Genomic DNA, 14,098 nt, shown 5'->3' with positions numbered 1-14,098 from the left:
ACAGCGGAACCTTGGTATGAACACTTCGCGCGCAGATACCATCTGGCGTTTGATGACGCCAGATGATCTTGACCACGTTACAGCACTGGCCGCTACAGTGCACCCCGACTACCCCGAAGATACAGCTATTTTTGCTGAGCGCCTGCGCCTTGCACCAGATGGCTGCCTGAGCCTGACAGATGCGAGAACCCTGTGCGGCTACCTGATAAGCCACCCATGGCGAGGTCTGCTGTCCCCCCCACTCAACACCCTGCTGGGCGCACTGCCAGCACCAGCGGAGCGGTGGTACATCCATGATCTGGCACTTGCCCCCCACGCGCGCGGGCAAGGTTACGCACAAATGGCTATTGCCAAAGCTGAAGACGCAGCCCGCGCCCATGGTCTGGGCACACTGACCCTGACATCCACCCGCCATGCCCTGCAATTCTGGGCACGACAGGGATTTACAGTAGAGGAAACCAGCGTGGAGGAGCAGGCCATTCTGGCCTCATACGACCCGGAGGCCTGCCTGCTCTCCCGCCGGGTTGACTAGTCAGTCCTCGGCGTCGTGTTCGGGGGCGACCATCATGGCTTCCGCCACAACACCTGCGTGTTCGCGCACCTTGCGCTCAATATCCGCCGCCATTTCGGGGTGATCACGCAGGAACTGCTTGGCGTTCTCACGCCCCTGACCAATGCGCTGGCTGTCGTAGGAGAACCATGCCCCCGATTTTTCCACCACACTGGCCTTAACACCAAGGTCGATCAGCTCCCCAACCTTGCTGATGCCCTCGCCGTACATGATGTCGAACTCGACCTGACGGAAGGGCGGAGCCATCTTGTTTTTAACAACCTTGACGCGGGTCTGGTTACCCGTGACTTCGTCCTTGTCCTTGATCGAGCCGATCCGGCGGATGTCCAGACGGACAGAAGAATAGAACTTGAGCGCGTTCCCGCCCGTTGTGGTCTCCGGGTTGCCGAACATCACACCGATTTTAAGGCGAATCTGGTTCAAGAAGATCATCAGCGTGTTCGAGCGCGCAACTGTGCCAGTCAACTTGCGCAGGGCCTGGCTCATCAACCGGGCATGCAGGCCCACATGGCTGTCGCCCATGTCGCCCTCAAGCTCGGCACGGGGAACAAGGGCTGCCACACTGTCCACCACCAGCACATCAATCGCACCTGAGCGCACCAGCGTGTCGGCAATTTCAAGCGCCTGTTCACCCGCATCGGGCTGGCTGATCAGCAGGTTGTCCACATCCACGCCCAGCTTTTTGGCGTAGCCGGGGTCCAGCGCATGCTCGGCATCAATAAACGCGCAGGTGCCGCCGCGCTTTTGCGCCTCGGCAATGGCATGCAGGGCCAGTGTGGTTTTGCCCGAGCTTTCCGGCCCGTATATTTCCACCACGCGGCCACGTGGCAGGCCACCTATGCCCAGAGCAATATCCAGCCCGAGCGAGCCGGTGGAGATGACGTCTGCCTGTTCCTTGGGCCGCTGGCCCAGCCGCATGACCGACCCCTTGCCAAAAGCCCGCTCAATCTGCCCAAGCGCACCCTCAAGTGCTTTTGCCTTATCCATTCTCTACCATTCCCTCAGCATGTGGGCCGAAACACCCCGGCCAGAACCCCGCAGCTCCACGGCATAAAACCTGTTGGTTCAGGTTTAAAACCCCTGCCACAAACACTTTTGCTTCGCAACGCACAGCCACGGAAGCTCTGCTCCAGCACAAACCCCGTTAAGAATTTGGACCTGTTTTGTTCTATTATAGAACAAAATAAAAACATAACAAGGTAGCAGCCCAGCGCCACAACACCCTGTTATGTTTTTTTAGGCCCCGTAACTAATGGGCCGTTGGCTTGTAACCGACGGCCAGCCCGGCCCCCCTTGGGTCTGTCCAGCCAAAGCACCGGCCACCACCGGAGGAAATCCCGCCCGGGCAGGACACAAAGTTGGCCCGGCCATGACCATTGGTCACCTGTGGCCGCACACCCGCCAAGGCCGCACGCATGGCAATAGCTGCCGTATCTGCCGCAACATTCTGCCCCGACGCAACTGCCGCTGCACGGAACTCATCCTTGCCCTGATGGGCAATCCCCGCCGCCAGCAGAGGCTGTGGCCTTTGCGCGGGAGACGCCCCCAGCACAATTCCGGTCGAACCGGCAATACGCCCGGTGCCAAACAGGTTGTTCATGCTCAGTGCGCAAGCCACTGTCTGGCCCTGACGGTCCGTAACAACAAAGGATGTGGAGGCGGGCAATGCTGGCAGCGCCCCCCCAGCGGGCAGACTCCCCGAGTTCAGCAACGCCTGTGCGTCAGCCACACTACCACCCCGGCTGCTCTGGCGCGCACGCCATGCGGCCACCGCAGGTTCCCCACCATGGCCCCCTGCCAGATAGGACGCCGCCATACCCAGCCCACCATCGGCCGGCGGCGGCAGAAAACTGATATCCACCCCATTGGCATGCACTGTAAGCGGGGGTTCGGCCACGGGTACATCGCTGCGCAGGTCGGTCGTGCTCAACCCACCCCCAGCGGCCTGAGCCCCTTCCACAAAGGTCTGGGCCAGCGCACCGGTGTACAGATCACCCACACCTGCACTGCGCAGGCGCTCCAGCGCACCAGCCAAGCGGGTCTGCACCAGCACGTCATCCGCCACCAGAACGTGCCCTGTATCGTTACCAAATATTGCCCGTATCTTGTCATCCGCCAGAAGGGAGGACTGGACCGCCGCCAGATCCGCCGCCAGCAACCCGCTGATAGGCACCCCGTGCGAAGCCATGTTGCGCGCAGGCACAACAAGCTCGGCAAAGTCCACACTGCCATAGCGCATCTGCATCAGAAAAAGGCCACGGGCGAGCAACGGCACGGATGCGGGCCTGTCGGCCTTGGCATCTGACTGGCTGCCGCCTTTGGGAATAAAGACAAAAGCCTGACCAGCGCTCTCACCCGGGCGCCATGCAATACAGGCACCACCGCCCCCCAGAGACGCACGTGATGGCAGGGAAACCGAAAGAGCCAGCCCCAGTGCCGCCGCAGCATCCGCCGCATTGCCGCCTTTGGCCAGCACATCGCGCGCAACCAGAGCCGCGCGCGGTTCATCCGCCACGACCTCCCCCACAAACCCACCAAGCGCAGGCTGGCTGACCTTCTCCTTTGGTCCACCGCAGGCAGCCAGTGTGCCAGTCAGGGCAAGGGTGAGCGCCACCATGCGGGAACGACCGGACAAGCCGATGCAGGACAGGACAGAACGGTGTTTGTTGAATCGGGCAGCCACGCCTAGCTCTCTCCACTTCTGGCCCGTCCGGCGGGCAGACGTTTTTCCACTTTAAATCTCATAGCTGGATTACCCTGCTTTCTTGCTCTCAGCAACAGACTTGCGTGGCAGCAGAGCAAGGAAACACTTCTGTATTCCCTTGCCCAAAAGGGTGTGTGCACCGTAGCGTCCTGTTTTACGGATAGGGATACCATGCAAAAACTGACCTCTTCATTCTACCGTCTGACCGCCTCAGGCACTCTGGCAACCCTGCTTGCACTGGGAGGACAAACTGCGGCACAGGCTGCCACCGATGGCAGCTTTACCCCCGCCCAACGCGCCGAGATTGTGTCGATCGTACGCAACGCGCTCAAAACCGACCCCTCGATCCTGACCGATGCTGTGGCCGCCATGCAGAACAAGGCGTCGGAACAGAAGGCCAGCTCTGCACTGGAGGTGGTCCGCCGTAACAAGGCGCAGTTTGGTGGCAGCACAACCGACATTGTTCTGGGCAACCCACACGGCACGTTAAGCGTGGTCGAGTTTTATGACCCACGCTGCCCCTACTGCCGCAAGGTTCTGCCTGACCTGGATGCGCTGGTCGCTGCCGAACCTGAGCTGAGACTGGTGGAAAAGGTCATTCCCGTGCTGGGGCCAAACAGCGTGCTGGATTCTCAGGCCATTGTGGCGGCCGGGTTGCAGAACGCCTACAAGCCGTTCCAGCAGGCCCTTATGGCCGACACCAGCGCCCCCGGTCTGGACCGGATACGGCATGCGGCCACACAGGCAGGGCTGGATGCGGACAGGCTGGTCAAGGACATGAAAAGCCCCGCCGTTGCGGCCGTTCTTGCACAGAATGTGGCCCTTGCCCGCTCGATTGATCTGGATGGCACCCCAACTTTTATTATTGGTGAGCAGCAGATTATTCCCGGCGCAGTCTCTGTGGAAGACCTGAAAGCCGCGGTTGAAAAGCTGAAAACAAAGCACTGACTCCCGCCCCCCGGCATGGCCTGACCATGCCGGGGCAGATCAGACACCATGGGAAGCGCCCCCAGCAAGGCAGACCACACCAGATTTTGAATTATTTTTTAAAACCTTATATTTTTTTTAAAATAATTCTAACCTGCGTGTGAATATTGTGAATTTTCCTCCACAATTCTTCTTCCTCCACATTATATGCAACTCCTTGCGATCACTCGGGAATTCCCGCCGACGGGCCGACATAAAACTGTCACTTTACTCCCCGAGAAAACTGACACTAACTTTTAAAATCCTTTTGTTTTAACAAAAAATCGACAAATGACCCTGCCGCAAAAATTCGACCAACTCAGCATGGGGTCCCTCGCGCAAGATGGATTCAGACTCTGCCCGACAGAATCTGGTAGCGCGGTGATGGAAATTTTTAAAAACCATCCAGACACCCATCATATTTGTATTATCAATACCAAGAATATTCCTGTCGGGGTCGTGGAACGTCAGAAGTTCCTCTCCCTTATGTCCAGCCCGTTTTCCTACGCACTTTACCACAAGCGGCCTGTTACCCTGCTTATGGATGACAGCCCACTTATGGTGGAGGCCAGAACACCCATACTGGATTTTACAAAACAGGTTCTGAGCAACAAAATATCCGATATCAACAAATCCTTCATTATCACGCATAACCAGCAGTACATCGGCACGGCAACCCCGTTTGACCTGATGCGGATGTCCTATGTGCATAGCAACCGCATTTCCGATACACTACAGACCAGAACCAGAACGCTGCATGAAACACTGAATAAAATCCAGACCGCCACACATTCGATCAACACCGAATCACGCAACCTCAAGGACGAGTCGGAAACTCTTTCGGAGCGCAACATTACGCAAAACCAGCACCTGCTGGAGTCCGACCTCAGAATTAAATCCACAATTCAGAAAACTGAAGATCAGAACATAAAAATGGAACAGTCCAGAAATTATGTTCAGCATGCCTCCAGAAGCATTCGTGAATCGTGTGAAAAAATCAATGACACCATAGAAAAATTCAAAAAAATCTCCGAAGCATCAGATGATATTGGAAAAATCCTTAATATCATGAAAAGTATCTCATCCCAGATCAATATTCTGGCATAAATGCCACCATAGAAGCGGCAAAAGCAGGCAGTGGTAGTGCCGGTTTTTCCGTAGTCGCGCAGGAAATCCGGAACCTGTCACGCATGACATCGGATGCCCTTCTGCGCACAAAAAGCCTTATTACCTACTCGCAGGATGCCATAAGCACTTGCTCGGACTCGATGAATGATAATTCCAAGACATTGGCAGGAATTATTCATCATGTTGATAAAATAAGCCAGTCATTCAAAGAATTTGAAGAAACATCTATTGCGCAGAAAGAGGAGATCAACCAGCTCCATAAAATTATGCAAAAGCTGAACGCCTCTACCGCCAAAAATAACGAAACTGTCCATAATACAAATGCAATCTGCGACAATCTGTTCATCAATGTTTCAGAGCTCGCGCAGATTACCAGCTCCATGCACACCTTGCCTGCACATTATAACCTGCAATAAAAAACCCCTCCATATATCATGGAGGGGCTTAAAACACGGGTGAACTGATAACGCCCTCAGGCCACTTTTTCAATCTTCTGCGCCCTGATCTCGGGCATCACGCCCTCCTCACGCAAAAGCTGTGCAAGTGCGCGCACCATATCGTCCATCATCTCGTCCGTGTGGAACGGACCGGGGGTCAGGCGCAGGCGCTCGGTACCTTCGGGCACCGTCGGGTAGTTGATCGGCGTTGCATAATGGCCGAACTCCACCAGCAGGCGGCGGCAGATGCGCTTGCAGCGCTCTGCCTCCCCAATGGGAATAGGCACAATATGGCTTGGCGTCATGGTAAAGGGCACACCAGCCGCACGCAGGCGCTGGCGCATGGTGTGCACCCGCTCGAACAGGGACTCGCGCCGCCAGTTTTCGGCCCGCACCTTGCGCACACTGGCCAGAGCAGCCCCCACTACGGATGGTGGCAGAGCGGTGGTGAAAATAAACCCCGAAGCCGTTGAGCGCAGAAAATCCACAATCTCGGCCGAGGCGGTAATATAACCGCCATGCACGCCAAACCCCTTGGCCAGCGTGCCCTCAATAATATCGACCTGATCGGCAACCCCATCACGCTGGGACACCCCCCCCCTTCGTGGCCGTACAGCCCCACGGCATGCACTTCATCCAGATAGGTCAGGGCATTATATTTTCTGGCCAGAGCACAGATCGCGCCAATGTCGGACATGTCTCCATCCATGGAGTACACACTCTCAAACGCGATCAGCTTGGGGGCGTCTGCTGGAGCTGCGGCCAGTTTTGCCTCAAGGTCGTGCAGGTCATTATGTTCAAAAATAACCGTCTGCGATCCCCGAGCCCCCTTGATGCCCGCGATCATGGAGGCATGGTTCAGGCGGTCGGAAAAACAGATCCAGCCGGGCATGGACATAAGAATTGTCTGCAGACTGGCCTGGTTGGACACATAACCCGAAATAAAGAGCAGCCCCGCCTCCTTGCCATGCAGGGCGGCAAGTTCGGCCTCAAGCTGGTTGTGCAGCGGGCTGGTACCCGCAATGTTGCGCGTACCCCCGGCACCTGCGCCATGCTCACGTATGGCGGCAATGGCGGCATCCTGCACTTCGGGGACAACACCCATGCCCAGATAGTCGTTGGTGGACCAGACGATAACCTCACGCCCTTCGGGCATGTTGGCCACGTATTCCTCATATAGGGGAAAGCGTTCTGCCTGACGCGCCAGCGGCGTAAAGGTTCTGTAACGCCCCTGCTGCTTGATCCGCCCCAGCGCTTCCTCGCAATGGTCATAGAAAGGGTGCCGGGCGTTCTTGATCGCTCCCACGCTTGGTTTCTCCTCGCTTCTCGTCAGAAACGGTCGGGGCATGGGCTTACCCATCGGCCGTCTGGCCTTTTGTCTTCAGTATTTTAAGTGTTTCGGTTAGGCAACCTACCGCACATACACCCTTACAGTTGGCTTCGTCACCGCCGAATCCGGCATAGCGGACATTTCCACCTGTGTCTGGGGCACCCCGGCATCAACCAGCGCCTGCATAACGGCGTGTCCATCGTGCTGGACCAGTGCAAGCAGGGCAGACTGTTCAGCCTCCTGCGCAGTCTGGTCCTGTGCTGCAGGGGGCTGCCCGGCCTGCGGCGGCACCAGACAGCTTACAACAAAGAGCACTTCCTGTTTCCGCGCAAGGGCTCTGTGGGCAATCTGCTCCACGGGGGCCTGCCACTCCGCCTGCGGTGTGCCTGCCACAAGCTCGATCAAAGGCGGTACGGGGGGCGGACCGGGAGGAGGTGGGGGAATATACGGTCTGGGCTCAACCCCGGCCTGAGGGTTGAAAGTTCTCTGGTCAACCAACTTGCACCCGGCCATGCCAGCCAGCAGGCCAACGGCAAGAGCCACCCGCAAAGCACGCCCCTTGTTTGCGGCATGAAAAACAGACAGCATGGCCAGATACTTCTCCACTCGAACATCTTGCGCGCCAGGCGCACATATTTTGCAGGGCCGTTGCCTCTTCTTTCGCGCTCCCACGCGCCGGGCGCAAGCCCCTAACAACAGTGTTGCCCCGCAAAAAACGTGAATGCCGCCCCAAATCTGCCTCTTGCGGTGACCATTTGCTCTCTGGTTAACTGCATGCACACGGCCAGCCTGTTCTGGCACGCAGCTTATGTACCGCACTCCCTCTGACAGACACAGGGCAGATGGCCAGCACACCATCCACAGACCATACGACCTTATCCTCCACCCCGCAGGACACACTTGTCCTGCGTATGGACAAGGCCGCACGGGCGCTGCTGGCCGCAGGCACAACAGAGGCCGACACCCAGACCGAACTACAAACCCTCTGCCTGCCCATTACCGCACTATGGTGCCGTATCCTGCGCTTTGACCCAGCCGTACCCAACTGGCCGGACCGCGACAGATGCGTTGTTCCCTCCTCAGCCATGCTGCCCCTGCTCTCAGCCATGCTGCACCTGACTGCCCCGGATACGCAGGATTTGAGTGCCACAGTGGATTATGGCCAGCACCCCGCAGTGGAAATTGCCACCGGCCCAGCCGGGCAGGGCATGGCGGCGGCGGCAGGCATGGCTCTGGCAGAGCAGCAACTGGCCAAACGCTATGGCCGGTCTCTGGTCAACCACCGCACATGGGTGCTCGCGCGTGACAGTGACCTGGCAACCGGGGTTGCACTTGAAGCCGCACAGCTTGCCAGCCGCTTCGGGCTGAACCGCATGGCCGTACTGGTCTGTCCCTCCCCCCTGACAGACCCGACAGATTTTTCGGACTCGCTGGCGCGCTTTGGCGCTTCAGGGTGGAGTGTGCGCAAGGTACGCGCGCATGACCTCGGGGCGATCATGAGCGCATTGCAGGCCATTATGCGGGCCAGAAAACCAACATTGCTCGCCTGCATGCCCGAGTGCTGCCACACCCTCGCCCGACCTGCCCGCAGAAGAAGAACTGACAGGCCCGTGGAGCCCCCACAGCCAGACGCGGTGCCTCCATCCGCCGCTCATGGCTGCGCAGGCTGGCCCAGCACCGCGCCCGCGCGGACTTTGAGCGCGAGCAGGCCGCAAACCCCGCCAGACCATGCGTGAGGACTGGGGCCGACTATGGCGGCAGGCCATGCGTGCCGCACCCAACGGATCGTCCAGCAGGCGGCCTTTGCCGGGTTGGGGGCTCTGGCACTCCTGCGTCAGGACCTCGCTATTCTGGCCGCAACCTCCAGCACCAGAAGCTCACGCCGGGCCAACCTGCCCATTCCCTTCAGCCATTCCGCGCAGCCTTGTGGCATACAGGAGCATGGCATGGCGGGCATGCTCAACGGCATGGCCCGCCATGGCGGCATACTGCCCTGTGGCGTTGCGGGGATGATGACCATTGACCGCATGCGCTCCGCCTTGCGCATGACAGCGCTCATGCGCAGCAAGGTACTCTACCTGCTGACAGATGACGGGCTGGCCCTGAGCGATAACGGCGGGGGCTGGCAGCCCGTGGAACAGCTGGCCAGCCTGCGCGCCATGCCGCATCTGGCGGTTTTTCGCCCCGCCTGTGCGGAGGAGACCTTTGCCTGCTGGCAGGCCGCATTGAACTGGCCGCAAGGCCCGGCCCTGCTGATCCTGTGCCCCAACCCTCCGCCCCCACGGGCCGGGGCCAGCAGACGGGCAGGGCATTATGGCGGGCCATCCCACGGGGGCTACCTTGCAAGCTGTGGGGCAGGAGCGCGGCATGTCACGCTCATGGCATCCGGCCCCGAGGTTGCCATTGCCACACAGGCAGGCCAGCATCTGAGCGAACAGGGGTTGAATGTGGCTGTTGTCTCCATCCCCTGCTGGGAGGTTTTTGCACAGCAGCCCCCTGCCTACCGCGCAGCTGTGCTGGGGAGCGAGGGCCTGCGCGTGGGAATAGAGGCAGCAAGCAGCTTTGGCTGGGAGCGCTGGCTTGGGGCGGATGGAATTTTCGTTGGCATGGATGATTTTGGCATATCCGCTCCCGCCAACGCGGTGTATGAACGCTTTGGCATTACAGCCGGAGCGATCTGCGAGAAAGTGCTTGCGCGTTTTCTGGCATCTGGAGCGCAAAAGGACTCGTCCCCAACCGCCCCATCTTCGTCCCGGCTGGAAGACCTGGACATGTCACTAACGATAACAAGACTATAAAAAATACGGAGACACATCCCATGGCAGTCAAAATCGCCATCAATGGCTTTGGACGTATCGGTCGCCTTGTGCTGCGCGGCATTATTGAAAGCGGGCGCACGGACGTGGTGCCGGTTGCCATTAACGATCTGGGCAGTGTGGAAGACAACGCACACCTCCTGAGCTACGACAGCGTGCATGGCCGCCTGCCTGCGGATGTACGGGTGGAAAATGGCAAGCTGATCATTTCCGCCAATGGCCGCACATGGGACCCGATTACCGTTTCCGCCGAGCGTGACCCCTCCAAGGTTCCTTTTGCGGGTGTTGATGTGGCCATGGAATGCACCGGCCTGTTCACCACCAAGGAAAAGGCAGGCCTGCTGCTGGCCGCTGGCGCACGCAAGGTCATTGTCTCCGCTCCGGCAACGGATGTGGACGCCACCATCGTTTATGGCGTCAATGAAGATGTGCTGACATCGGACATGACCGTTATCTCCAACGCATCCTGCACCACCAACTGTCTGGCTCCCGTTGCCAAGGTGATGGAAGATGCGTTTGGCATCGAACGCGGCTACATGGTGACAATTCACTCCTACACCGGTGACCAGCGCACGGTGGACACGCTGCACAAGGACCTGCGCCGTGCACGTGCTGCGGGCATGAACATGATCCCCACCTCCACAGGTGCGGCGCGCGCCGTAGGTCTGGTTCTGCCCCAGCTCAAGGGCAAGCTTGATGGCACGGCCATTCGCGTACCCACGGCCAACGTCTCCGTGGTCTCGCTCGATTTTGTGCCAAAAACGGCTCCGAGCAGCGTGGAAGAGGTCAACAACGCCATTCGCGCCGTTGTGGACGCAGGCACAATGAAGAACGCTCTGGCCTATAACGAAGCCCCTCTGGTCAGCTCCGACTTCAACCATGCCATTGCATCCTCCACCTTCGACGCCACACAGACGGCTCTGGTCGATGGCGGCAAGCTGGTGCGCGTGTGCTCCTGGTACGACAACGAATGGGGCTTCTCCAACCGTATGTCCGATACGGCAGCCCTGTTTGGATCGCTCTGATGGCAACCAACCTCCCCTTTGCTACGCTGGACACGCTTGACCCCAAGGGCAAGCGCATCCTGCTCCGCGTGGATCTGAACGTCCCCATGAAGGACGGTCAGGTCACTGACCAGACCCGTATAGAGCGCATTATTCCCACCATTGCGGAACTGGCAGACAAAGGCGGGCGGGTTATTCTGCTCAGCCATTTTGACCGGCCAAAAGGGCAGGTTGTGCCTGCCATGTCGCTCAAACCCATTGCCACGGCACTGGCCACGGCACTGGGGCGTCCGGTCAACTTTGCGCATGACTGCATCGGCCCCGATGCAGAAGCCGCAACACGCTCCCTGAACGATGGCGAAGTGCTGCTGCTCGAAAATACCCGCTTCCAGCCTGGTGAGGAAAAGAATGATGCGGAACTTTCCGCAGCACTCGCCAGTCTGGGGGATGTGTATGTCAACGACGCATTCTCGGCCGCACACCGCGCCCATGCCTCCACGGCAGGTGTTGCCACGCATCTGCCATCCTTTGGCGGACGTCTGATGGAAGCGGAACTTCAGGCCCTGTTCGCCGCGCTGGAAAACCCCGAGCGCCCGGTTGGGGCCATTGTGGGTGGGGCCAAAATTTCCACCAAACTTCAGTTGCTTGAAAACCTTCTGGACAAGGTGGACATGCTGGCTATTGGTGGCGCCATGGCCAACACGTTTCTGGCCGCACAGGGGCTGAATGTTGGCAAGTCGCTCAAGGAAGACGACATGCTGGACACGGCCCGCCAGATTATGGCGCAGGCCAAGGCCAAGAACTGCGACCTGATCCTGCCGGTTGATATGGTCATCTCCGAGGACTTTATAGCCGGAGCACCCACCAGCACCGTGCCTGCCAACGCCATTCCCGACGGGTGGATGGCGCTGGACGTGGGGCCGGAAACGGTCAAGCTCCTCAACAGCAAACTGGCAGGGTTGAAAACTCTGGTCTGGAACGGTCCGCTTGGCGTGTTTGAACTCCCTCCGTTTGATGAGGGCACAAACGCCGTAGCGCAGGAAGCCGGACGCCTGACCAAGGCAGGGGCACTCAAAACCGTAGCGGGTGGGGGGGACACCGTGTCGGCCCTGCGCCATGCCGGTGTGCTGCATGACATGACCTATGTCTCCACCGCTGGTGGCGCTTTTCTGGAATGGCTGGAGGGCAAGGTTCTGCCGGGCCTGACTGCCCTTAGCACCACGCTGGAAAAAACCCTGCCAATCTAAGCAGGTTTTCTACTTTAGACGACCAGACCGCCGGAGGCTCAGGCTTCCGGCGGTTTTTTATTGTCTGGCAAAAAATCGTTCTGTGGAGCGCAAAAAGTAAAACCTTCATCATACGATGGGGGGAGACATGGGACTATGCTCTTGGTTTATTCCCTAAATCTTCCTGCAGCTTATGGATGTTGTTCATCAAGGCGTCAGATGTGTATCTACACTGTTACTTTCCTGACGAAACATCAGAAGAAAAACATTTTCACCAGACCTGAACCGCGTCTGCTACTCTCTCCTGAGCACCTGATCGGTTAGAAAAGCGGCAATCCGGCCCGCCACAAAATCCTGCTTAAGGGCCTCCTCATCATACTCGTTGCACACCCATTCCATAAACGGGATGCGCCCCTCCGCCTGTGCTTGATACCGCAGAAAGAAAGCGTCCAGAATACCCGTGCGTGACCCACGAAAATGCCCAAACCGCCAGGACAATTCGCCAAGAGCCTGCTCAGCACTCCCACCTTCGAACATGATAACCAGCGCCGAGGCCAGCCCCGCCCGATCCGCCCCAGACTTGCAGTGCATAAGCATGGGAAACTGCAAGGAGCCATACATCTTGGCAAACCGCAGAATACGGTCTTTGTGGGGAGCGCCCCTGCTTTCAAACGCCATATCCAGATGGGTCAGCCCAATCCGGGCCGCCGCATTGCGCGAGAGGGCGTCCGAACCGCACTGCCTGTGGCCACGCAGGTTCACCAGTGTCCGCAGGCCCAGCTTGCGCACAGCCCGCCGCAGGCGCGCAGGAGTGGGGTGGTTACAACGGTACACCTTGCCCGGAATAACGGCATGGAAATTAGTCCAGACCAGACGCAGCACCGCATGGTCCACAAACAGGCTGTCCGTCCATGCTCTGGCACGGCCGGTCTGGGTCGTAAGATGGCCGTTAAACACAAGACCCCCTTTTGTCATGCTTGGTGCATGGTTGGATTTTTATGTTCCACCTCCAACGCCATACGTCAATATTGGCCCCGGTCTGCCGCCTACTGCAAACAGCAAAAACCCTGCGGGAGTATTCTCCCGCAGGGTTTGCCCAAAGACTGACAGAGTGAACCGGTAAGGATCAGACCTTACGTTCGATCTGGAGTTCCTTGATCCGGCCAATGGCCTTGGCCGGGTTCAGACCCTTGGGGCAGGTCTGGGTGCAGTTCATGATGGTGCGGCACGCATAGAGCTTGAACGTATCTTCCAGCGCATCCAGACGTTCGCCCGTATGCTCATCACGGCTGTCTGCGATCCAGCGGTGTGCGGCAAGCAGAACGGCCGGGCCAAGGTATTTGTCCCCATTCCACCAATAGGACGGGCAGGACGTTGTGCAGCAGAAGCACAGAATGCACTCCCACATACCGTCAAGCTTGGCGCGCTCCTCAATGCTCTGGCGGCGTTCACCATCGGGTGGTGGCGCACTGTCGGCCTGCATCCATGGCTGGATGGAGCGCAGCTGTGCATAAGCCCCATCCAGATTGGACACCAGATCCTTGACAATGGGCATATGGGGCAGCGGATAAATCCGCACATCGCCCTGAATGTCCTTGATCGGCTTGAGGCACGCAAGCGTGTTCTCGCCATCAATGTTCATCGCGCAGGAGCCACAGATCCCTTCGCGGCAGGAGCGCCGGAAAGTCAGCGTGGGGTCCACCTCATTCTTGATGTGGATAATGGCGTCCAGCACCATTGGCCCGATTGTATCCAGGTCAAGATCGTATGAATCTATGACCGGGTTTTTCCCGTCATCGGGGGACCAGCGGGTAAACCTTGAAGGTTTTGACATTTTTTGCCCCAGCAGGAGCGGGAAAGGTTTTGCCTTTCCCTACGGTGCTGTTACGCGGCAGTCTGAGTTCGACCATGTTCGC

At 58.5% G+C, this 14,098-nt stretch carries 12 protein-coding genes and 2 pseudogenes; 8 read left to right on the top strand and 6 right to left on the bottom strand.

Features of this window, described 5'->3' with window-relative positions; genetic code table 11:
- The first annotated feature begins 16 nt into the window (after window positions 1–16).
- Window positions 17–532, top strand: coding sequence for a GNAT family N-acetyltransferase (locus JCM25146_RS07905; RefSeq protein ID WP_025827129.1), 516 nt, complete (start codon window positions 17–19; stop codon window positions 530–532).
- On the opposite strand, the gene recA is transcribed toward JCM25146_RS07905, so the two are convergent.
- The gene (recA, locus tag JCM25146_RS07900; RefSeq protein ID WP_025827127.1) at window positions 533–1,558 is read right to left on the bottom strand and encodes a recombinase RecA; all 1,026 of its coding nucleotides are present in this window, start codon (window positions 1,556–1,558) and stop codon (window positions 533–535) included.
- A 262-nt stretch (window positions 1,559–1,820) separates the two neighbouring features.
- A complete protein-coding gene (locus JCM25146_RS07895; RefSeq protein WP_081774789.1) occupies window positions 1,821–3,188 on the bottom strand; it encodes a gamma-glutamyltransferase in 1,368 nt (455 codons plus the stop codon).
- 258 nt (window positions 3,189–3,446) lie between these two features.
- Here JCM25146_RS07895 and JCM25146_RS07890 point away from each other — a divergent pair, with 258 nt between their 5' ends.
- The 3 genes from JCM25146_RS07890 to JCM25146_RS07880 all read left to right on the top strand — a co-directional run bounded on the left by JCM25146_RS07890 (window position 3,447) and on the right by JCM25146_RS07880 (window position 5,785).
- Window positions 3,447–4,223, top strand: coding sequence for a DsbA family protein (locus JCM25146_RS07890; RefSeq protein ID WP_025827123.1), 777 nt, complete (start codon window positions 3,447–3,449; stop codon window positions 4,221–4,223).
- A 402-nt stretch (window positions 4,224–4,625) separates the two neighbouring features.
- Window positions 4,626–5,348 (top strand): hypothetical protein, encoded by a 723-nt coding sequence (locus JCM25146_RS07885; protein WP_025827121.1) that lies wholly within the window; start codon window positions 4,626–4,628, stop codon window positions 5,346–5,348.
- The gene (locus tag JCM25146_RS07880) at window positions 5,324–5,785 is read left to right on the top strand and encodes a methyl-accepting chemotaxis protein (protein ID WP_081774787.1); all 462 of its coding nucleotides are present in this window, start codon (window positions 5,324–5,326) and stop codon (window positions 5,783–5,785) included. The genes JCM25146_RS07885 and JCM25146_RS07880 overlap by 25 nt, the downstream gene beginning before the upstream one ends.
- Window positions 5,786–5,841: 56 nt before the next feature.
- Here the strand turns inward: JCM25146_RS07880 and hemA are convergent.
- Together hemA and JCM25146_RS07870 are read right to left on the bottom strand one after the other, a co-directional pair.
- Window positions 5,842–7,154 (bottom strand): annotated as a pseudogene (gene hemA, locus JCM25146_RS18120) (5-aminolevulinate synthase).
- A gap of 63 nt (window positions 7,155–7,217) precedes the next feature.
- Window positions 7,218–7,742, bottom strand: coding sequence for a hypothetical protein (locus JCM25146_RS07870; RefSeq protein WP_242400997.1), 525 nt, complete (start codon window positions 7,740–7,742; stop codon window positions 7,218–7,220).
- Between the two features lie 236 nt (window positions 7,743–7,978).
- Between JCM25146_RS07870 and JCM25146_RS23665 the strand changes: the two genes are divergently transcribed.
- The 4 genes from JCM25146_RS23665 to JCM25146_RS07855 are packed head-to-tail and all read left to right on the top strand — an operon-like array spanning window position 7,979 to window position 12,203.
- Window positions 7,979–8,872: a transketolase family protein gene (locus JCM25146_RS23665; RefSeq protein ID WP_035372216.1), complete on the top strand. Its 894-nt coding sequence runs from the start codon at window positions 7,979–7,981 to the stop codon at window positions 8,870–8,872.
- Window positions 8,873–8,887: 15 nt separating this feature from the next.
- The gene (locus JCM25146_RS23660) at window positions 8,888–9,934 is read left to right on the top strand and encodes a transketolase-like TK C-terminal-containing protein (protein WP_242400996.1); all 1,047 of its coding nucleotides are present in this window, start codon (window positions 8,888–8,890) and stop codon (window positions 9,932–9,934) included.
- Between the two features lie 20 nt (window positions 9,935–9,954).
- Window positions 9,955–10,977 (top strand): type I glyceraldehyde-3-phosphate dehydrogenase, encoded by a 1,023-nt coding sequence (gap, locus tag JCM25146_RS07860; protein ID WP_025827115.1) that lies wholly within the window; start codon window positions 9,955–9,957, stop codon window positions 10,975–10,977.
- A complete protein-coding gene (locus tag JCM25146_RS07855; RefSeq protein ID WP_025827113.1) occupies window positions 10,977–12,203 on the top strand; it encodes a phosphoglycerate kinase in 1,227 nt (408 codons plus the stop codon). Before gap ends, JCM25146_RS07855 begins: the two co-directional genes overlap by 1 nt.
- Window positions 12,204–12,476: 273 nt before the next feature.
- On the opposite strand, the gene JCM25146_RS07850 is transcribed toward JCM25146_RS07855, so the two are convergent.
- The gene (locus JCM25146_RS07850; RefSeq protein ID WP_025827111.1) at window positions 12,477–13,139 is read right to left on the bottom strand and encodes a tyrosine-protein phosphatase; all 663 of its coding nucleotides are present in this window, start codon (window positions 13,137–13,139) and stop codon (window positions 12,477–12,479) included.
- Between the two features lie 169 nt (window positions 13,140–13,308).
- Window positions 13,309–14,092 (bottom strand): annotated as a pseudogene (locus JCM25146_RS18105) (succinate dehydrogenase iron-sulfur subunit).
- Window positions 14,093–14,098 lie beyond the last annotated feature (6 nt).

Origin of the sequence: Acetobacter okinawensis JCM 25146 (assembly GCF_000613865.1) — a bacterium.
Taxonomy (GTDB): domain Bacteria; phylum Pseudomonadota; class Alphaproteobacteria; order Acetobacterales; family Acetobacteraceae; genus Acetobacter; species Acetobacter okinawensis.
The sequence above is the reverse complement of the archived record's forward strand: the minus strand, read 5'-3'. Positions and strand labels throughout refer to the sequence as shown.